This is a genomic window from Neisseria sp. MVDL19-042950, from assembly GCF_030504625.1.
In the GTDB taxonomy this organism is placed as follows: Bacteria; Pseudomonadota; Gammaproteobacteria; order Burkholderiales; family Neisseriaceae; genus Neisseria.
The window spans coordinates 73,233-92,182 of record NZ_JAUKWH010000005.1 but is presented as its reverse complement, the minus strand read 5'-3'; the positions used below and the strand labels follow the sequence as shown (position 1 = coordinate 92,182).

Annotated in this window: 16 protein-coding genes; 9 read left to right on the top strand and 7 right to left on the bottom strand. The window is 45.7% G+C overall.

Annotated elements, in window-relative coordinates; all coding sequences use genetic code 11:
- Positions 1-5: 5 nt before the first annotated feature.
- A complete protein-coding gene (locus Q0X97_RS05985) occupies positions 6-1,262 on the bottom strand; it encodes an efflux RND transporter periplasmic adaptor subunit (RefSeq protein ID WP_302066472.1) in 1,257 nt (418 codons plus the stop codon).
- A gap of 244 nt (positions 1,263-1,506) precedes the next feature.
- Here Q0X97_RS05985 and Q0X97_RS05980 point away from each other — a divergent pair, with 244 nt between their 5' ends.
- On the top strand, positions 1,507-2,142 hold the full coding sequence (locus Q0X97_RS05980) for a TetR family transcriptional regulator (RefSeq protein ID WP_302066471.1): 636 nt from the start codon (positions 1,507-1,509) through the stop codon (positions 2,140-2,142).
- Positions 2,143-2,218: 76 nt separating this feature from the next.
- Here Q0X97_RS05980 and ccsB read toward each other — a convergent pair whose 3' ends face one another.
- The 3 genes from ccsB to Q0X97_RS05965 form a co-directional block, all read right to left on the bottom strand.
- The gene (gene ccsB / locus Q0X97_RS05975) at positions 2,219-3,412 is read right to left on the bottom strand and encodes a c-type cytochrome biogenesis protein CcsB (RefSeq protein ID WP_302066470.1); all 1,194 of its coding nucleotides are present in this window, start codon (positions 3,410-3,412) and stop codon (positions 2,219-2,221) included.
- Complete coding sequence (locus Q0X97_RS05970; RefSeq protein WP_302066575.1) at positions 3,405-5,357, bottom strand: cytochrome c biogenesis protein ResB; 1,953 nt, start codon at positions 5,355-5,357, stop codon at positions 3,405-3,407. Before Q0X97_RS05970 ends, ccsB begins: the two co-directional genes overlap by 8 nt.
- A gap of 182 nt (positions 5,358-5,539) precedes the next feature.
- Complete coding sequence (locus tag Q0X97_RS05965; protein WP_302066469.1) at positions 5,540-6,163, bottom strand: cytochrome c; 624 nt, start codon at positions 6,161-6,163, stop codon at positions 5,540-5,542.
- Positions 6,164-6,308: 145 nt separating this feature from the next.
- Here Q0X97_RS05965 and yihA point away from each other — a divergent pair, with 145 nt between their 5' ends.
- Positions 6,309-6,938 (top strand): ribosome biogenesis GTP-binding protein YihA/YsxC, encoded by a 630-nt coding sequence (gene yihA, locus Q0X97_RS05960; protein WP_302066468.1) that lies wholly within the window; start codon positions 6,309-6,311, stop codon positions 6,936-6,938.
- Between the two features lie 348 nt (positions 6,939-7,286).
- On the opposite strand, the gene Q0X97_RS05955 is transcribed toward yihA, so the two are convergent.
- Positions 7,287-9,743: a penicillin-binding protein 1A gene (locus Q0X97_RS05955; RefSeq protein ID WP_367881745.1), complete on the bottom strand. Its 2,457-nt coding sequence runs from the start codon at positions 9,741-9,743 to the stop codon at positions 7,287-7,289.
- A gap of 150 nt (positions 9,744-9,893) precedes the next feature.
- On the opposite strand from Q0X97_RS05955, the gene pilM reads away from it, so the two are divergent.
- From pilM to aroB, 7 genes are all read left to right on the top strand, one after another.
- Positions 9,894-10,991 (top strand): type IV pilus assembly protein PilM, encoded by a 1,098-nt coding sequence (pilM, locus tag Q0X97_RS05950; protein WP_302066467.1) that lies wholly within the window; start codon positions 9,894-9,896, stop codon positions 10,989-10,991.
- Position 10,992: 1 nt separating this feature from the next.
- A complete protein-coding gene (locus Q0X97_RS05945) occupies positions 10,993-11,595 on the top strand; it encodes a PilN domain-containing protein (protein WP_302066466.1) in 603 nt (200 codons plus the stop codon).
- A 1-nt stretch (position 11,596) separates the two neighbouring features.
- Positions 11,597-12,241: a type 4a pilus biogenesis protein PilO gene (locus Q0X97_RS05940; RefSeq protein ID WP_302066465.1), complete on the top strand. Its 645-nt coding sequence runs from the start codon at positions 11,597-11,599 to the stop codon at positions 12,239-12,241.
- Between the two features lie 17 nt (positions 12,242-12,258).
- On the top strand, positions 12,259-12,795 hold the full coding sequence (locus Q0X97_RS05935) for a pilus assembly protein PilP (protein ID WP_302066464.1): 537 nt from the start codon (positions 12,259-12,261) through the stop codon (positions 12,793-12,795).
- Positions 12,796-12,812: 17 nt separating this feature from the next.
- Positions 12,813-14,996: a type IV pilus secretin PilQ gene (gene pilQ / locus Q0X97_RS05930; protein WP_302066463.1), complete on the top strand. Its 2,184-nt coding sequence runs from the start codon at positions 12,813-12,815 to the stop codon at positions 14,994-14,996.
- 47 nt (positions 14,997-15,043) lie between these two features.
- On the top strand, positions 15,044-15,574 hold the full coding sequence (locus Q0X97_RS05925; protein WP_302066462.1) for a shikimate kinase: 531 nt from the start codon (positions 15,044-15,046) through the stop codon (positions 15,572-15,574).
- 414 nt (positions 15,575-15,988) lie between these two features.
- On the top strand, positions 15,989-17,068 hold the full coding sequence (aroB, locus tag Q0X97_RS05920; protein ID WP_302066461.1) for a 3-dehydroquinate synthase: 1,080 nt from the start codon (positions 15,989-15,991) through the stop codon (positions 17,066-17,068).
- An 81-nt stretch (positions 17,069-17,149) separates the two neighbouring features.
- Here the strand turns inward: aroB and mtgA are convergent, their stop codons facing one another.
- Both mtgA and aroE read right to left on the bottom strand, forming a co-directional pair.
- Complete coding sequence (mtgA, locus tag Q0X97_RS05915) at positions 17,150-17,836, bottom strand: monofunctional biosynthetic peptidoglycan transglycosylase (protein WP_302066460.1); 687 nt, start codon at positions 17,834-17,836, stop codon at positions 17,150-17,152.
- Positions 17,829-18,653 carry a shikimate dehydrogenase gene (aroE, locus tag Q0X97_RS05910; RefSeq protein ID WP_302066459.1) on the bottom strand — a complete coding sequence of 275 codons (825 nt, stop codon included), beginning with the start codon at positions 18,651-18,653 and terminating at the stop codon, positions 17,829-17,831. Before aroE ends, mtgA begins: the two co-directional genes overlap by 8 nt.
- Positions 18,654-18,950: the final 297 nt, after the last annotated feature.

Here is an 18,950-nt window from a genome sequence, read left to right as displayed (position 1 = left end):
GTTCCTTATTTATCCGCTGAAGCCGCTTGGGGTTCGGAGGCCGTCTTAACAGGTGCCGATGCGGCTTGGGCACTATTCTGAACACCTGCATTACCGGCCGGCGACCATTCTTTCGGCGTTACTTTTTTTGCCTGCGTCAAACCGACAATCGCCAAGCCTTCCACGATAACTTTATCGCCGTCTTGGAGGCCGTCTGAAACAATCCAGTTGCTGCCCTGCTGCTGCACTACCGTTACCATGCGCGGTGCCATCGAACCGTCGGCATTTACCACCATAACACTGTCTTGTTTGCCGCGCGTAACCGCTTGCTGCGGCACAACAAATACATCCTGCACATCAGCTTGCGGCAGGCTCACGCGCACATACAGCCCGGGCAGCAGGATATTGTCGGGATTAGGCACTTCTGCACGCAAGGTAACTTGGCCGGTTGCTTCGTTCACAGTAGGATCTGTAAACAACAAGCGGCCTTTATGGGCATACTCCTTACCGTTTTCCAACCGGACACCTACTTCAACCGCACCATTTACCGACTGCATTTTGCCGTCGGCAATGTTCTGGCGAAGCTGCATCACGTCGGTAGCGGACTGGGTAAGGTTGACGTACATCGGATTGGTTTGCTGGATAGTGGCAAGTTTGGATGCATTACCCGCCGTTACCAACGAGCCTTCCGAGATGAAAGACTGTCCGATATAGCCGGAAATCGGAGCGGTAATACGGGAATAATTCACATTGATTTGGGAAGACTTAATCGCTGCTTTCGCTGCCTTCACCCCTGCTTCGGCAGAACGTTTCGCGGCTACTGCGGCATCATATTCCTGCTTACTGATGGCATCTGCCGCCACCAACGGCTTATAGCGGGTAACATCGGCATTTGCCTTCGCCAACGAAGCCTCGGCTGTCGCCAATTGCGCCCGCGCACTTTCCAGAGCCGCTACATAAGTTGCATCATCCAATTGATATAACGGTTGGCCGGCACGTACATAGCTGCCCTCCTGAAACAGGCGTTTCTTGATAATACCGCCTACTTGCGGACGCACATCCGCCGAGCGGTGCGACTCCAACCGCCCCGGCAAATCCGTGCTGATGGTAACTTTTTGCGGATGCACCGTAACCACGCCGACCACCGGTGCCGGTGCCTGTTTCTGCGCCCCCTCGGCCTGTTGGTGCTTAGAATCTCCTTTTCCGCAAGCGGTCAACGCCAATGCTGTTGCCACTGCCAAAGCCGCTAGGTGCAATGTTTGACGAGCAGGGTGAAATATCATTAATTTTCCTATCTTTATCATTGGATTTCCGTGAGATTCTTTACAAATTCCGTAACTGGCGGGCAATGACCCGACCTACCTTATCTCACGGCAAACGGATAATCTAAAATCACTTGAATTGCTCAAGACGCTGGAATATCAGCGTTTTGGGAATCTCAAGATTATACATACACCATTGTATGTTCCAAAGATATTTATTATAATTACGAAAAATTTTTACAAAAAATAACCCTACCTCCCTATCATGAGAAAAACCAAAGTCGAAGCCCTAAAAACCCGCGAAGATCTGATGCTCGCCGCACTTGAAACTTTTTATCATAAAGGTGTCGCCCGCGCATCGCTCAACGAAATCGCCCAAGCAGCCGGTGTAACCCGCGGTGCGTTGTATTGGCATTTTAAAAACAAAGAAGATTTGTTCGACGGCCTGTTTCAACGTTTATGCGACGAAGTAGGCAACAGATTGGAAGAAGATATAGCCAACGAATCGGGCAACATTTTGGAAAGCCTGCATGCAAGCCTGCTAAACACGTTTGAACGCCTGCAAAGAAATAAAATCCATTATAAATTTTGCAGTATTCTGTACCTGAAATGTGAACATATCGAGCAAAACCAGGCCATCATCGCCGTTATCGAAAAATACCAAAATATGTGGGAACAACGGCTTACCGATATCCTCACGCTGTGCATCAAGCAAAAATCCTTGCCCGATAATCTGGATATCGCCGCTTCCGTGATCTACCTGCAATCTGCCATCGACGGTCTGATTTACCAATGGCTGATCAAATCGGATCGGATCGATCTCAGCGAAACCGCTCCCCGTCTCATAGAAACTTTACTGGGCAACCTGCAACACTGCCCGTCATTGCGGCATCAAAATTAAAGCATTCTGCAACAGCAAGAGGCCGTCTGAAAGTTTTCAGACGGCCTCTTGTTTAAATCAGTCTATTAGAAAAGTATTAAAGCGTTCCGTAAGAATGCAAACCACTTAAAAACATATTCACGCCGATAAAAGCGAACGCAGTAACGAATAAACCGATAATCGCCCACCAAGCCAACACTTTACCGCGCCAACCGGCAACCAAACGCAAATGCAGCCACACGGCATAATTAAGCCATACGATAAACGCCCATGTTTCTTTCGGATCCCAGCTCCAATAGCGGCCCCAAGCGTCGGCAGCCCAAAGCGCTCCTAAAATCGTAGCAATGGTAAAAAATAAAAAGCCTACCGCAATCGCTTTGTACATCACCTCTTCAATCGTTTGCGAATCGGGCAACCACGATTTCTTACCGGCAGATTCGCCGCGGATGGCCCAAAGTTCGGCGATACCCAACATAGCGGCCATACAGAATGCACCGTAACCGATAAAGTTTGCCGGCACATGGATTTTCATCCACCAAGATTGCAATGCCGGAATCAGCGGCTGAATGGTATGTGCCTCACGTGATACGCTGTACCACAGCACAAACACCACCACCACCGACATAAACGACAACACGAAACCGCCCAGCTTCTGCACTGCAAACTTGCTTTCATAATACAAATACATCAAAGCGGTAATCACCAGAAAAAGAATGAATACTTCATACAGATTCGATACGGGAATGTGGCCGGCATCCGGACGCAGCAGGTAGCTTTCGTGCCAACGTACCAGCAAGCCGGTAAAACCTGCCAAAGCCGACACCCATGTCAACGCCGTTCCCATACCCAGCAGAGTATTGCGGTCGGCATTCTGCTTTTTAGCCAACAGCACACCGGCAATATAGCAAAACAAGGCAAAAAACACCGTGGCGCATTGCCACATGATGGCCGACTGGCTGCTCAAAAAGTATTTAAGAAAAAAACGGTCAGCATTACCGATATCGCCTCCGTATAACTTGATTGCCCCGTAAGCCAACACGAGGCTCAACACGGTAAACCAGCGCAACGGCTTGAAAAACCAACCTAACAGCGCGGAAGAAGCCGCACTGAACCACAAAATCGCCATTTCATAGCCGTCCATATGATGACTGGCTTGCGTTTGTGCAAACATGGCTGTCAATGCAATAACAACGGCAAACAACCAGTCCCAAACATTCAGACGGCGTAAAAACGATTTATGCGTCAGCAGCACATGCTCGGATAATTTTTGAGTTTCAGTATAATCAGTCATGGTTCAGGTCCTTTTCCAACTGCTTCAAGCGTTGGATGTGTTCGGGAAATTCTTTTTGTAAATCGCGTTCGTTGCGGCCCGACGACATAGAAAAGCGTATTGTTCCTTTATCAAACAGCAGCCAAGCACGTTTCTCTCGGATGTAAAACATAAATACCGTACCCAATACCAGCAGCACCGAGCCGAGATAAACCAATGACGCTCCCGGAGAACGGGTCATCTGCAAGCCGGAAGAACGTACTCCTTTGTACCCGTCCAATTGCAGCAACACGGGGGCCGGATATTCAGTTAAACCGGTGTACGCATCCATACTGTTCAACAAGAAGCGGTTACGGTCGTCGCCTTGCTTCCATTCGGGCAGGCCATATTCCTTGATTGCTTCATCCAATGCGGCATTTATCGTACCGTACAGGATCTGATAAAAATAACCCTGCATCTTTTCTTGTTGAGCCTGAGGAATATTATTGGTAACAAAGTCATTCAACGCCAAATAACCGCCGCGGGCAAACAAACTTAATGTGTTTTCGGCAGCCTGATTAAATTGGCTGCGCACATTATCGGGCGTACCGCGCGTAGCTATTTCTACCGCCCGTTTGCGGATATCCGGTTGGTTAATCAACTCACGCAGCGCCATAAACGTATCAAGTTTGCCTTGGGCATCGGCAGGAATCCTCAGCCAGCGGTATTGCTGTTCCAGCCCTGTACGCGTACCGGTAATGAAGAAAAAATCTTCTTCCTGTTTTACCGGCAGCATATAATTTTTGTATTCCACCGCTTGCCCGGCTTGATCGCGGATACGATAAACAATAGACGGGCCAATGTTGGAAAACTTTCTATCTTGTTTCACAGAACGCACATCTCGGATGGCCGTCTGAAGATTTTGCGCGCCTTTTTCAGACGGCATGCTCACATCTTCGACGTTCATAGCGGTGAACTGATCGAATTCCAAACGGTATTGCTGCCCTCCGATATTCAAAGGGAATTCGCGCATCGACACGGCATTCATCGCTGCCGGCATGCGCCCTTTCCCCGCCAGATTCCATGCTTTAAGTTTTAAATCCGAACCGCCGTCGGCAAAGCTGGCCTGATAAATGGTTATGCCGTCCACAGTCAGCGGATGGTTTACCCGAATGGTTTTCTCTATTTTCTTCCCTGTCGCCTTATCCGTTACCACCAAATCGCTGGCAAAATCTTTCGGCATTCCGGTATTGTAAAAATCGATATGGAATTTTTTCAGATCAACAGTAAAAGGCAGGTCTTGTACCAATACTCCCTTATCTGCATTCAGAAACACGACATCCGCACCTTGCCCTTCGATAATGTTTACATTACCGCGGAAAGAAATATTGTTGCTTCCCAAAATGCTTTCAGGCTTAAAATCCCGTGCGAATTGAGAGTCGTTGTCCGGCACGATTTTGCCGGTAAGCATACCGAATTTCAGCAATAGGTTGCTGTCAATCAATCCGCCCAAACAAATCACAATAATGGCTGCGTGGGCAAAAATATAACCCCATTTGTTCATCGCCCCTTTTTTGGCTGCAACCAATACGGAGCCGTCTTCACGCTGTACCGTCTTAGTGCTGAATCCCTGAACATCAAGATAACGGCCGGCAATTTCAGGCGAGATTCCGCCGTCCATTAACACGGTATGTTTCATGGCCGCTAACGACTTATTGCCGGCATTGATGCGGTAAGACTTCATTTCCCGTAAAAACGGCGGGATATTGCGCCACAGGCATAGTCCGGTCGACACCACCAAAAACAGCATGATGACGACAAACCAGCCCGATGCATATACGTCAAACAAACCCAAAAAGCCAAAAATTTCCGTCCAAAACGGACCGAATTTCACCACATAATTGGTTTGCGGTTGGTTTTGCTGCAACACCGTTCCGATAATTGAAGCTACACCCAGCAGACTGAGTAAAGCCACGGCAAACCGCATGGAACTGAGAAAAGCAAACCACGGCCGGCGTATTAAAGGAACTGTTTTCTTTGGAGTAGACATATAGTGTCGATTTTATACAACAAATTAAAAAAACGAGTATAACCACATTTAAGGCCGTCTGAAAGACAATGCTCTTTTCAGACGGCCTATCGTTTTCACACCACGATTATATGCAGTAATTAATGCAACCCTTGTATGAAGTTTCCTACCGCATTCATTTCCGTATCCGTCATACGGCCGGCAATATCCTGCATAATGCTGTTTTTACGCTGACCTGATTTATAAGCCTTCATCTGATCTACGATATAAGCCTTATGCTGACCGCCCAAACGCGGATAAGCTACGATATCCGTACCTCCGCCCGGCATACCTGCACCATTCGGGCCATGGCAAGACATACATGCGGGAACTTTTTTATCGGCAAGGCCGCCGCGGAAAATTTTTGCCCCCAGCTCAAAATCTTCTTTCGGATTGGCTTCGCCTTCTTTAGGAAACTGTTTGGCATAGTAAGCGGCCACATTTAAGATATCTTGCTCCGATAAATTTGCCACCAGCGGCATCATTACGGCCGAAGCGCCTGTAGTACGCTTACCTTCTTTAATTTCTTTAGTTTGAGTGAAAATATAGCTGGCGTGTTGTGCAGACAGCTTTGGATACATAGCGATACCGCTATTACCGTCAGCCGCGTGGCAGGCCGCACAAATAGTGGTTGCAATTTCTTTGCCTTTAGCAATATCGGCTTTCGGCGCAGCCATTACCGTTCCTGCAGCCAACGCAAAAGCCAATAAGGTAAAATGTTTCATGGAAGTGCTCCTGAATGACAGCGTTGCAATCCCTGCCTGCAACACTCTTTTTATATATACTCAACACCAAGCTTTTACTGCTTGGTTAAACCGATGATTTTGTAATCATGGTATTCTATACTAAATTCACACAATTTTACCAGTTATGAACCTATTTCAAAATGCCAAATTCTTTACTACCGTCAACCACCTAAAAGATCTGCCCGCCACCCCGGCCGAAATTGCTTTTGTCGGCCGCAGCAACGCCGGAAAATCAAGTGCAATCAATACGTTGACCAATCATGTTAGACTGGCTTATGTTTCCAAAACTCCTGGACGCACTCAGCATATCAATTTTTTCGAGCTGACCAACGGCGGATTCATGGTCGACCTGCCCGGATACGGTTATGCACAGGTTCCCGAAGCTGTACGCGCACATTGGGTAAAACTACTTGGCGATTATCTTCAAAAGCGTACCCAGCTTATCGGCTTGGTTCTGATTATGGATGCCCGCCATCCGCTCAAAGCACTGGATATACAAATGTTGGATTTCTTTCATCAAACCGGCCGCCCCGTGCACATTTTGCTTTCAAAAGCAGACAAACTCTCCAAAAACGATCAAATTAAAACGCTCAGTGCAGTCAAAAAAGTATTGAAACCTTATAGCGAACGCCAGCAAATCAGCATCCAGCTATTCTCTAGCCTGAAAAAACAAGGCATAGAAGAAGTAAACAAAGTTGTGGCAGAATGGTTTGCCATAAATGATGGCTTACCTGCTGATTCTGAAAAAAACTGACTTTTATAATTGTTATCTATCCAATAAAACTGCGCCCTCTTTTACTCCAAATGGATCAAAAGTAAAAAAAATATCATTTCAGCGAGATTTTCATCTACACCCACAGAAGAACTTAACATCCAATCAAATCAATCGCTAACATAGGGTTACGAACTGAAAGTAACGGCAAACAGCATGTCCAAATACAGACTATGCCCTATCTTTTGCAAAACAATTGGTTATAAAACTTCCAAAACCCTTTTACATTCAACCGAATGAAAGTTCTTTTTCAAAATACCGGCTACTTTGATTTGCCGATATAAACAGGCCGTCTGAAAATATTCAGACGGCCTGTTTATTCATGCACTTTTAAAATAACGAATCAAGCTGACCGGCCTGCCCTTGGGGAGGAGCCGCAGGAGGTGGCGGAGGCGGAACAGTCTCACTGTCCACATTATTAACCGGTTCCACCGGAGTTTCCTGACCGGAAGATTCAGCCGGAGCTGATTCTCCGCTACGCTGATTACTGCCTGAACGTGCCGCAGCACCCTCAGAGCCAACCGTAGGATCCCGCTCTTCATTGCGAACAGGTCTGCTTGAGCGATTATCCAATGCCAAATTAGGGCTGGTAGATTGCTGCTCTTTCAGATAATACTCGCCGCCACTGGTTACAATGCCATCCGGCGCTTTGATACCTTTACTAGGCACTCCTTTCAGAGCATAGCGCATATACTCTACCCATACAGGCAAAGCAATCGTGCCGCCATAACCTGCTCGTCCCATGCTACGCGGTTTATCGTAACCTATGTATACCGCCGTCACGATATCAGGGTTAAACCCAACAAACCAAGCATCTTTATTATCATTAGTCGTACCTGTTTTACCTGCGATATCCGAGCGCCCTACCGCACGCGCACGCGATGCAGTACCGAATTGAACTACGTCCTGCATAATCTTATACATAATATAAGCATTGCGCGCATCAATTGCTTGCGGAGCATTTTCTCCCGCAACCAAAGGTCTCATTTGCGCTCTTAATCGCCCTTGGCTATCGTAGATCCGATCAATTGCATAAGCGGAAACCTTATATCCCCCATTGGCGAATACCGTATAAGCCTCCGCCATTTTCAACGGAGTTGTTTCCCCCGTACCCAATGCCATAGAAAGGCCGGCAGGTATTTCAGAGGGCCTAAATCCAAAACGCTGGATGTAGTGTTGGGCATAATTTACGCCGATAGACATCAAAATACGGATAGACACCATATTTTTAGAAGCGGTCAATGCCTGACGCAGAGTGATGAGTCCGGCATATCGCCCATCGGCATTCTTAGGATTCCATGTCGAACCGTTAGGCCCTTTACCCGGCAAAGACAACGGAGCATCATTAATTTGCGTAGATGCCGTCATTCCTTTAGCCAAAGCTGCAGAATAAACAAACGGTTTAAACGAAGAGCCGGGCTGACGCTGTGCTTGTGTTGCTCGGTTGAAAGTTTTACTGTGGAAGTCATAGCCACCTACCAATGCACGTACTGCACCCGTTCTTGCATCAAGGGCGACCAATGCTCCTTGGAGCAAAGGTTCCTGGGCAACCGTCCAACGTTTACCGCTACCTTTCACCCGAATAACTGCACCGCGGCGAATTTGTGCATCCTCCATTTTTTTATTATTAACAGCCCTGGCAGCAAATCCCAGAGCCACATTATCCAATGTGATCTTTTTACCATTCGGAAGCTGAATCTGCACACCTTTCTTCGAAGCATCCAATACAACAGCCGGTACCAAATCATCTACGGTATACAGCGTAGAAAGATACTGGCTAATGGTTTCTTCAGGGTTGTCAGATTTACTCAAATCAATATAGTGCTCTGCCCCCCGATAGCTGCTACCGCGATCAAACCCCCTCAAAGTTTTACGTAAAGCAGCAGTTGCTACGCGCTGATGATCCGTACTTACTGTCGTATATACTTTGAATCCTTGAGTGTAGGCATCTTCACCATATTTGTCATACAGTTCCTGACGCACCATTTCGGCAACATAAAGTGCACTTTGATCAATCTTCTGCACGTAACGCTCATAATGCAGATCTTCCGCCAATGCCCGATCGCGCTCTTGTGGCGTAATCATTTTTTCCTGCACCATATTATTTAAAATATAACGCTGGCGTAGCTTGGCACGTTCGGGGTTAACAATAGGATTAAATGTGGAAGGCGCTTTCGGCAGGCCTGCCAAAATTGTAGCCTCAGCCAACGTTAAGTCTTTGACATTTTTATTAAAATAAATTCGTGATGCTGCAGCAAAACCATAAGCACGTTGACCCAAATAGATTTGATTGAAGTACAACTCCATGATCTGGTCTTTGCTTAAAGACTGTTCAATCTTATAAGCCAATAACGCTTCATTAAATTTTCGTGTAAACGTGCGTTCATTACTCAAATAAAAGTTACGCGCCACCTGTTGGGTAATCGTGCTTGCACCTGACTGTACGCCGCCAGTTAGATTACCGACAGCGGCACGCAGAACCCCAATCACATCCACTCCCCAGTGCTCATAAAATCTTTTATCTTCAGCCGCAACGACTGCGTCTTTCAGTACTTTGGGGAAGTCCGCGATTTTGGTAAACGAACGCCGCTCTTCTCCATACATACCAATAACTTTGCCGTCTGAAGAATAAATAGTCAGCGGCATCTTCGGTTGGTAATGTTGTACAGCCTCTAATGATGGTAGTTTTGGATAAGTAACCAAAATGGCTATTGCAACTAGCCCTACTACAAAAAGAGCCAACCCTAAAATTAGACCTACACAGGTCGTTATAATTTTTTTAATCATGACTAAATCAACAAAGTTGCCATCAAAAGCATTAAATAAAGTAAAATAGCTAAAGATTTCATAAACACCCCTTACACACTGTGTAAAAAAATGAAATCTCTTACGGATGCCAAAACTGTTACTCACACCCCAAAATAGGGAATTTACATTATGCGTTTAGCAAAAAATCAAAAGAATACAAAAGGTAAAGTCTCTTCCAACATCAGCAACTCAAATGCTATTGGCATAGATATCGGGCAGCATGCTATCAAAATGGTTCAGCTGTCAGCCCGTAGTTTAAACCAAATTCAGTTGGAAAAATACGTTATTACGAAACTGCCTAAAAATATTGTTAAAGGCAATAAAATTCAAGACTACGAGCAACTTGTTACATATCTGCAACATTCTTATACACAGCTTCATACGTCGTCTAAAAATTTTGTTGCCGCTTTACCACAAAGTTTAGCCACGATTGAAACTGTTGTATACAACCCGAAAGAGGTTGATACTGACCTGGAAAGCTTTGCTGAGTTCGAAGTCTCTCAAGTTGCACCTATTGAAGAGATGAACTTCGACTACCAAGTCGTAGGCACCTCAATAGTTCCTGCCGGTCAGCAAGTATTGCTTACTGCTGCAAAGAAAGATGATGTAGAACCGCGCATTGAAGCTTTTGATAGTGCAGGCTTGTCCCTTTCAACCTTAGATATCGACCTCTTTGCTCAAAACAATGCTTTTTCCTTTTGGATCAACCAACATACTCCTGAGTTAGAGAACGAAAAAATAGCCATTTTCGGTATTCATGCAACACAAACATATGCATTAATTACTCAAAATGGCCAAATTCTCTATAAACAAGAAACACCCGTTAGTACGGAACAACTAAACCAGCTTATCCAACGAACTTATCAAGTTACAGAGGAAAAAGCTGCACAGATGATGAACGCTGCCAGCAAGCCTTCTGATTACCAAACTGCAGTCGCTGATCGATTTAACATCCAAGTAGCACAAGAGATTCAGCGTGTATTGCAATTTTACTATACCACCCAATCAAGCGAGAATTTTTCCAATATTAAGCACATTTTCTTAACAGGAACTGCTTCTCAGCAGCCTGGCTTGGCAGAAACCATTTTCTCGCACACAAATACAGCAACCGAGTGTATCCATCCAATTAACTATGCAGCGCAAAGTAATAAAGTTGATTTATCACAATTACAAATAGATGCACCATCACTAACACTCGCTTTCGGTTTAGCACTAAGGGGTCTGTAACATGATTGAATTAACCAGAATTAATCTTCTTCCTTATAGAGAAAAGATCCAACAGAAAAAAAAGCAACAATTTAAGGCATTAATGTTGTTTGCACTATTTACAGGTTTAGGCTTCTCTGCATTAACTTATCTCTCAATCAACAATGCAATAGGCGGCCAAGAAAAGCGAAATGAATTTCTAAATCAAGAAATTGCCAAGATAGATCAAAATCTTCTTGAAATCAATAAATTGAAAAAGGAAAAGGAAGACTTTTTAGCCCGTAAACAGAAAGTGGAAGAACTGCAAGAAAAACGTTTTCAAGCGGCCTACCTTATTGATTCTATTAACGTATTAATCCCAGAGGGCACCTATATTACCTCTATTAATGCCGAAAACCCAAGTACTTATACTATCAGTGGCAAAGCAACTAGCGATAACAAAATTGCTATGTTTATGCGCTCTCTCCCTAGTACTGGTCTTTTCACGCAACCGGAATTATTAAGCATTAAAAAAGTGGATAATTCTCAAGAATTTACACTAAAAGTCCTCTTAAACCAAGCCAGCCGCGCCTTACCAGTTGAAACTTCCGATATAAATGCTGCTGTTAACAAACAGGGGAATTAATATGTCAGTAAAAAAATTAAAAGATATTGATATACATACCTTACATTTATTAAGTACACCCGCCAAACTCACTTTAGCTGGCTTGACCATTGTCGGTGTTTTGGCAATTAGTTATTTTGCCCTCTTTCGTATGCAAATTGAGACATTAGATTCGGTTCAAAATAAAGAAATCGAGCTAAAAGATACTTATACGAAAAAAAGCATCGAAGCAGCAAATTTGGACAACTTGAAAGCCGAATTAAGTGCTATCCGCTCCTCATTTAATGTTCTGTTAAAACAATTACCGACAGATGCTGAAATTCCCAATCTGATACAGGAGCTGCATCAAGCAGGTGCTACAAATGGCTTACGCATGGATAGCGTAACACCTCAAACATCAATAAATGAAGGCCCAATTCAAGTTTTACCTTATGAAATTTCTATCACAGGTAAATATAATCAAATTAGCCAATTTACCCGTGACGTAGGTGCTCTTTCTCGTATCATTACTTTAGAGTCGCTAAAAATCGGCCACAAAGATGATAAAAATAGCAACCAGTTGACATTTAGTGCCACTGCAAACACCTATAAAGCCCGCCCGGTAGAAGAGGTAGAAGCAGAAATTGCGGCAGCCAGTGCAGCCGAAAAAGCACAAAGCAACCAATAATTCCTGAGAGATGCATTATGAAAAACAAAATATTACTCGCAGGCATATTGGCCTTAGCCGCCTGTACTCCTGCCCATGAAGACTTGAAAACTTGGACGCAAGAAACCCAACAACAAGCAAAAGCGAAGATAATTCCTTTTGAAGAGCCAATAATCAATCCACCGAAACCCTATACACCACCTACTCATAGTGGATTGGATGCTTTCGATAACAAGCGCCTTAATACTGCCCAGCAAAGTGCAAATGCACCCAATATGAATCGGCCCAAAGAGGTACTTGAAGGTTTTAGTTTGGAAAATCTGAAATATGTTGGAATGTTTAAGAAAGATAATCAAACTTCCGGCTATGTAGAAGCAAACGGTCATGTTTATACCGTTCACGTAGGTAACTATATTGGACAAAACTTTGGTCATATCCAATCAATAGTACCTGATAAGATTTTACTGACAGAAGTTGTAGAAGATAGCTATGGCAACTGGACTTACCGAAAAACTGAATTACCATTGAGCAGCGGATCAGAAAAGAGTACCGCAACGGTTCAAAACAATAAATAATAAAGGGGCATCACATTATGAAATCATACAATGTAAAAAAAATTCTTTCCGCTATCGGCTTAGGATTTGCTGTTCAAACAGCTTTTGCAGGCAATATTACCGATATCAACGTTTCCACCTTGCCTGGCAACCAAAAAATTATCAAAATTAAATTTGATGAGGGTGCTGTTTCACCTCGTGGTTTTATTACCAATGCTCCTCCACGCATTGCTTTAGATTTCGGCGGCACCCACCTCCAACTACCTCAACCGGTTTTGGAATATGCTGATCCATTGCTAAATCAAATTACTACTGCACAAAATAATAATCGCAGCCGTATTGTGCTCGGACTAAACAAAATCGGCCAATACAGCACCGAGATTAAAGGTAATGAGGTATGGGTCTATGTAAACGAAGCCTCTAAAGCTAATAATTCCGCTGCACAACCTGCGTCCAACAAAGCCGATTATGTTGCCGCATCTAGTCATTCTCGTAAGACTGCTTCCAAAGTGTCATCGGAGCAAGTTACTACATCGGCAAATATTGACTTCCGTAAGGGGCCACGCAACTCGGGCGTTGTAGAGTTAAGTGCCCCATCCTTTACAGGAGAACCAGAGATCAAACAGCAAAGCGACCGTATTATTGTTACGCTTAAAAATTATCCTTTACCCACACAAGCACAGCGTGCTCTGGATGTAACCGACTTCAACACACCTGTACGCAACATTACTATGAAGCGTATTGGAAATAATACCCAATTGGTAATTAAAAATAATGGTAGCTGGGAAGTACGTACCAAAGCGGGAGCAGGCCGATTTAGTTTTGAGATCAACCCCAAAAGTAATGTTAGTGCTTTGGGATTGAACAAAAATAACAATAAATCCTTCAACGGAAAGAAAGTTTCTTTAGATTTCCAAGATATTGAAGTGCGTACTATCCTGCAAATTCTTGCGAAAGAATCTGGATTAAATATCGTAGCCAGCGACACAGTCAATGGAAGAATGACCCTATCTCTAAAAGATGTACCTTGGGATCAAGCCTTAGATCTGGTTCTGCAGGCTCGTAATCTTGATATGCGTCGCCAAGGCAATATCATTAATGTCGCTCCGCGCGATGAATTGTTGGCGAAAGACAAAGCAACTTTACAAGCACAAAAAGAAATTGATGACTTAGGCCCGCTATTTTCGCAAACGTTCCAGTTGAAATACAAAAATGTAGAGGAATTCCGCAAAATCCTTCGTTTAGATGAAAATGGCGGAAGTAGCGATAGCCGTAACTCTATGTTGAGCAGCCGTGGCAGCGCATTAATCGATCCTGCTACGAACACGTTAATTATTTCAGACAACCGGGGAGTTATCCAAAAATTCCAAAAACTCATTGAAGAATTGGATGTTCCGACACGCCAAGTGATGGTAGAAGCCCGTATTGTAGAAGCTAACGACGGTTTCTCTCGTAGCTTAGGTGTGAAGTTCGGCTATCAAGGTGTCAACGGTCGAAACAGCATAGGCTCGGACTTGAATAATGCTATTAATAACTTCAGCACTAAAGTAAAAAATAATAACACTTTGGCTAACTCGATTTTAAGTGGTTCCCAAACTCGTCCGACACTGGATCCGTTTATACTAAACCCCAATGTTAACTTGCCTTTGGCATCCGCCACTTCAAGCATTGCTTTGGTACGTGCAATATCATCAGGTGCATTGGGACTAGAATTACAAGCCATGCAAGAGCAAAGCAAAGGTAAAGTTATTTCGAATCCGCGTGTATTGACTCAAGATCGTAAGGAAGCGGTTATCGAATCCGGTACTGAGATTCCTTTCGAACAAGCTACTTCCAGCGGTGCGACATCGATTACCTTCAAAAAAGCTGTGTTGGGTTTAACAGTTACGCCCAACATTACTCCCGACGGCCAAGTGATCATGTCGGTTAAAATTAACAAAGACAGCCCCACCGATTGCGTAGCCAGCGGCACAACTACCAAGTGTATTACCACCAAACAACTGCAAACCCAAGCTATGGTTGAAGATGGTGGTACGTTGATCGTTGGTGGTATTTATGAGGAAGAAAACGGCAACACCGTAAGCAAAGTTCCTCTGCTGGGTGATATTCCCGTGGTAGGCAATTTGTTTAAATCACGTGTTCGCAATGAGGCTCGTCGCGAACTGCTGATCTTCATTACCCCACGCATTATGGATAATGTCGGCAGCAACTTGCGCTACTAAACATAAACCATACGTAAGCAAACACTTTGTGTAAGTTTTCGTTTAAAATGCCTGCTATGGAGAACATAGCAGGCAATTTATTTTTTATCGGCTTGATGGGAGCGGGAAAAACGACTTTAGGCAAATATACCGCGCAAGCCTTAGGCCGTTCTTTTTACGATAGTGATCAAGAAATCTGCAAGCGTACCGGCGTATCTATTCCGACTATTTTCGAGTTGGAAGGAGAAGAAGGTTTCCGCGAACGAGAGGCCGCTGTTATTGATGAGCTGACCGCTTTGGACAATATCGTATTGGCTACGGGCGGCGGGGCGGTAATGCGTGAAGAGAACCGTAGTAAACTATGCACGCGCGGTACGGTTATTTATCTGCATGCACGTCCTGAAATTTTGTTGGAACGTACCCGTTATGACAACAACCGCCCTTTGCTCCAAGTAGAAGATCCTTTGGTTAAATTGCAAGAATTGTATCATCTCCGTGACGGTGTTTACCGTTCTGCGGCTGACATTGTGGTTGAATCTACCAGCCAAAACTGCCACAAAACCGTAGAAAAATTACTGCAATTGTTGTCGCGAAAATAGATACCGCCCCGACGGTATTGTAAGCATACTCAGAGGCCGTCTGAAAACATAACCCATCTTGTTTCAGACGGCCTGATTATATTTAGGGAAATGCCGGTATCGAGGTAGACAAACTGAGAGCTTGGCAAAACACTCGATACAAACACGAGTTCAAAACAACCGCCGGCCTCACCGAATACACGGTAATAATGGTTAAAAACGATACCGCTTTGTGTTTCCCATATCGTTATAATCGGCTTCATTCAGAATATCCGCCTGCTATATCGGATACTTAAGCAATACCCGAACCGAATCCGAACATAGAGATATATAAGTCATCCGATTTATCTGTCGGACGACAAAATACAGAACGCCTTTGCCGATAACATATCCATTACCTAATGGCCGTCTGAAACCATGTATACGGAGCTATAAATGCGCACACTAACTGTTGAAACACCTTCCCATCAATACCCTATTTTTATCGGCGAAAACCTGCTTGCACAAGCAGATACCCTGCTCCGGCCCTACATAGGAAAAAAAGCAGCCATTGTCACCAATGAAACCATCGCTCCGTTGTATCTGCATACGCTTCAGACGGCCTTGGACAAGCTCGGCATCCCGCATTTCAGCATTGTTCTGCCCGATGGAGAACAATATAAAGATTGGCAAACGCTCAATCTGATTTTTGACGGCCTGATGCAAAACCGCGCCGAACGGAAAACCACCCTAATCGCCTTAGGCGGCGGCGTGATCGGCGACATGGTCGGCTTTGCCGCCGCAACTTATCAGCGCGGCGCACCTTTTATTCAAATTCCAACCACTCTGCTCAGCCAAGTCGACTCGTCTGTCGGCGGCAAAACGGCCATCAACCATCCTCTTGGAAAAAACATGATTGGTGCGTTTTACCAACCTCAGGCCGTGCTTGCAGACTTAAGCACCCTCGGCACCCTTCCCCGCCGCGAGCTTTCAGTCGGCATGGCCGAAGTGATCAAATACGGAGCACTCGGCGATATTGATTTCCTTGAATGGCTGGAACAAAACATAACCGCCCTGATGCGGCAGGATCAGGCCGTTTTAACCGAAGCCGTTTATCATTGCTGCCGCATGAAAGCCGACATCGTTGCCCAAGACGAAACCGAGCAAGGCATACGTGCTTGGCTGAATTTGGGGCATACTTTCGGCCATGCCATTGAAGCGGAAATGGGCTATGGCGTATGGCTGCACGGCGAGGCAGTTGCCGCAGGCATGGTATTGGCCTGCCGCCTTTCAGAACAATTAGGCCGTCTGAAAAGCAAAGATACCGAGCGCATTGCCGCATTGCTCGAAAAAGCGGAATTGCCGGTTGCACCGCCCCGCTTCGATTTTGAAAAATGGATTGCCCATATGCAGCACGACAAAAAAGTCTGCAGCGGCGTTATGCGTTTTGTCGGCCTAAACCGTTTAGGTGAAGCAAACATTACCGAAATTACCGATACGGAAATTTTGAGAAAAACGCTGCAACCCTACCTGTAAAGCCCGATAATGAAAGCAAGAGGCCGTCTGAAAACCTTTTCAGACGGCCTCTTGCCGGTTTGATGCCCATCAACGGTTCAGCTAATCCGTATCCGGCAAAGCCGCAGAACCCATCCGTCTCAAAATAATAGTGGTTTTGGCACGCAACCCACGATCACGCGGATTTTCGGCATAATAAAGCGGACGGGGCACCCGGGCGGCCAATTTCGCCGCCTGCTGTTTGCTCAGATTGGCTGCCGGTTTTTTATAAAAGTACTGCGAAGCCGCTTCCGCACCGAAAATACCGTAACCCCATTCAATCGAATTCAAATAAAGCTCGAAAATACGGTCTTTATCAGTAGTCGCTTCCATCATTGCCGTAATCGCCGCCTCTTCCGCTTTACGCCAATAACTTCGGCTTTCATTTAAAAACAGATTTTTAGCAAGCTGCTGGCTGATGGTAGAGCCACCGGCGCGAATCTTGCCGCCGCGTTCGTTGCGCTTGATGGCATCGCGGATACCGTTCCAATCGAAGCCGCCGTGCGCTGCAAATTTGGCATCCTCCGAAGCGATCAGGGCTTTTTTCAGATTAACCGAAATCTTGTCATACGGCACCCAGCGATAGTCCAATGCGACATCTTTCCCTTTATCGCGGAAATCGCTCATGCGCATACTCATAAAAGCGGTTTTATGCGGTGCCACCGCGCGGTAAGTGATAATGTTTCCATACACATAGGCATTAAACAGAATAAAAGCAGCAAACGGCAATGCAATCAGCCATTTAAACATGATTTCCTGCCTCTCTCATATAACGGATTACCGGCTTGATGTCCGGCTCGAACCCGCGCCACAGTCGATAAGCATAAGCCGCCTGTCCAACCAGCATGCCCAATCCGTCGGCCGTTTGCCGGGCTCCCGCGTTATGCGCAAAATCCAAAAACACTCGAGCCGCTTCACCGTAAACCATATCGTAGGCCAACTCGCACGCACCGAACACGGCGGCATCCACATCGGGCAATGCCCCGCTCAGCCCGCCTGATGTGCCATTGATGACGATATCGAAATAATTGGCCGGCAAACTGTTTAAAGAGGCCGTCTGAACACCGAAACACGCGGCCAATTCCTCGGCCTTGGTTTCGGTGCGGTTGGCAATCGTGATGCTTGCCGGCTGCTGTTCAAGCAACACCGGCACTACGCCGCGCACGGCTCCGCCCGCTCCCAACACCAGCACTTTCTTTCCCTTCAACGGTATCCCCAATACCTGCACGATATCATTTACCAAACCTACACCGTCGGTGTTGTCGCCGCGGAAACGACCGTTACCCAGCGGAATCAACGTATTGACCGCACCCGCCGCTTCCGCCCGTTCGGAATGCTCGTCCACCCAATCATAAGCGGCCGTCTTAAACGGCACGGTAACATTTGCGCCCTGTCCGCCTTCCGCAAAAAAACACTCAACGGTTTCCGCAAAAGCATCCGGTGCCGCCAAGATGCGCTCGTAATGGATTTCGACCTGCTCCTGCAAGGCGAACTGCTCGTGGATTTGCGGCGATTTGCTGTGTACTATCGGATTGCCGAACACGGCATAGCGGGGCTTGGTGTCCATGTGCTTCACTCAAATGCAAATAATCGCGCCATTATAACCAAGCCTCGGTAAAACGGTGATAAAAACGGCAAGCCTGCGCCGCTCCGCCCGAAACATCATCCGCACACGGAACCGCATCAAATTGTTGACAATCTTAAAATAGAAAATTATATTGCCATACAAAAGCATAAATGCCGACAAAGTGTTGCAACATAAAGTATTAACGCCACAAAACCCTACCGCAGGAATTCGACGGCAACGGCGAACCGCTCCGGCCAAACCGTTTTGCAAGCAGGCTTGCCGCGGCAAAACCCGTTT

What these genes read in the sequence shown, in the direction of transcription:
- mtgA (WP_302066460.1), bottom strand. Translation starts at nt 17,836, where the DNA reads ATGTTTAAATGGCTGATTGCATTGCCGTTTGCTGCTTTTATTCTGTTT.
- Q0X97_RS05980 (WP_302066471.1), top strand. Translation starts at nt 1,507, where the DNA reads ATGAGAAAAACCAAAGTCGAAGCCCTAAAAACCCGCGAAGATCTGATG.
- Q0X97_RS05970 (WP_302066575.1), bottom strand. Translation starts at nt 5,357, where the DNA reads ATGCGGTTTGCCGTGGCTTTACTCAGTCTGCTGGGTGTAGCTTCAATT.
- Q0X97_RS05935 (WP_302066464.1), top strand. Translation starts at nt 12,259, where the DNA reads ATGAAAAACAAAATATTACTCGCAGGCATATTGGCCTTAGCCGCCTGT.
- Q0X97_RS05925 (WP_302066462.1), top strand. Translation starts at nt 15,044, where the DNA reads ATGCCTGCTATGGAGAACATAGCAGGCAATTTATTTTTTATCGGCTTG.
- Q0X97_RS05945 (WP_302066466.1), top strand. Translation starts at nt 10,993, where the DNA reads ATGATTGAATTAACCAGAATTAATCTTCTTCCTTATAGAGAAAAGATC.
- Q0X97_RS05965 (WP_302066469.1), bottom strand. Translation starts at nt 6,163, where the DNA reads ATGAAACATTTTACCTTATTGGCTTTTGCGTTGGCTGCAGGAACGGTA.
- pilM (WP_302066467.1), top strand. Translation starts at nt 9,894, where the DNA reads ATGCGTTTAGCAAAAAATCAAAAGAATACAAAAGGTAAAGTCTCTTCC.
- Q0X97_RS05940 (WP_302066465.1), top strand. Translation starts at nt 11,597, where the DNA reads ATGTCAGTAAAAAAATTAAAAGATATTGATATACATACCTTACATTTA.
- yihA (WP_302066468.1), top strand. Translation starts at nt 6,309, where the DNA reads ATGAACCTATTTCAAAATGCCAAATTCTTTACTACCGTCAACCACCTA.
- aroB (WP_302066461.1), top strand. Translation starts at nt 15,989, where the DNA reads ATGCGCACACTAACTGTTGAAACACCTTCCCATCAATACCCTATTTTT.
- Q0X97_RS05985 (WP_302066472.1), bottom strand. Translation starts at nt 1,262, where the DNA reads ATGATATTTCACCCTGCTCGTCAAACATTGCACCTAGCGGCTTTGGCA.
- pilQ (WP_302066463.1), top strand. Translation starts at nt 12,813, where the DNA reads ATGAAATCATACAATGTAAAAAAAATTCTTTCCGCTATCGGCTTAGGA.
- ccsB (WP_302066470.1), bottom strand. Translation starts at nt 3,412, where the DNA reads ATGACTGATTATACTGAAACTCAAAAATTATCCGAGCATGTGCTGCTG.
- aroE (WP_302066459.1), bottom strand. Translation starts at nt 18,653, where the DNA reads ATGGACACCAAGCCCCGCTATGCCGTGTTCGGCAATCCGATAGTACAC.
- Q0X97_RS05955 (WP_367881745.1), bottom strand. Translation starts at nt 9,743, where the DNA reads ATGATTAAAAAAATTATAACGACCTGTGTAGGTCTAATTTTAGGGTTG.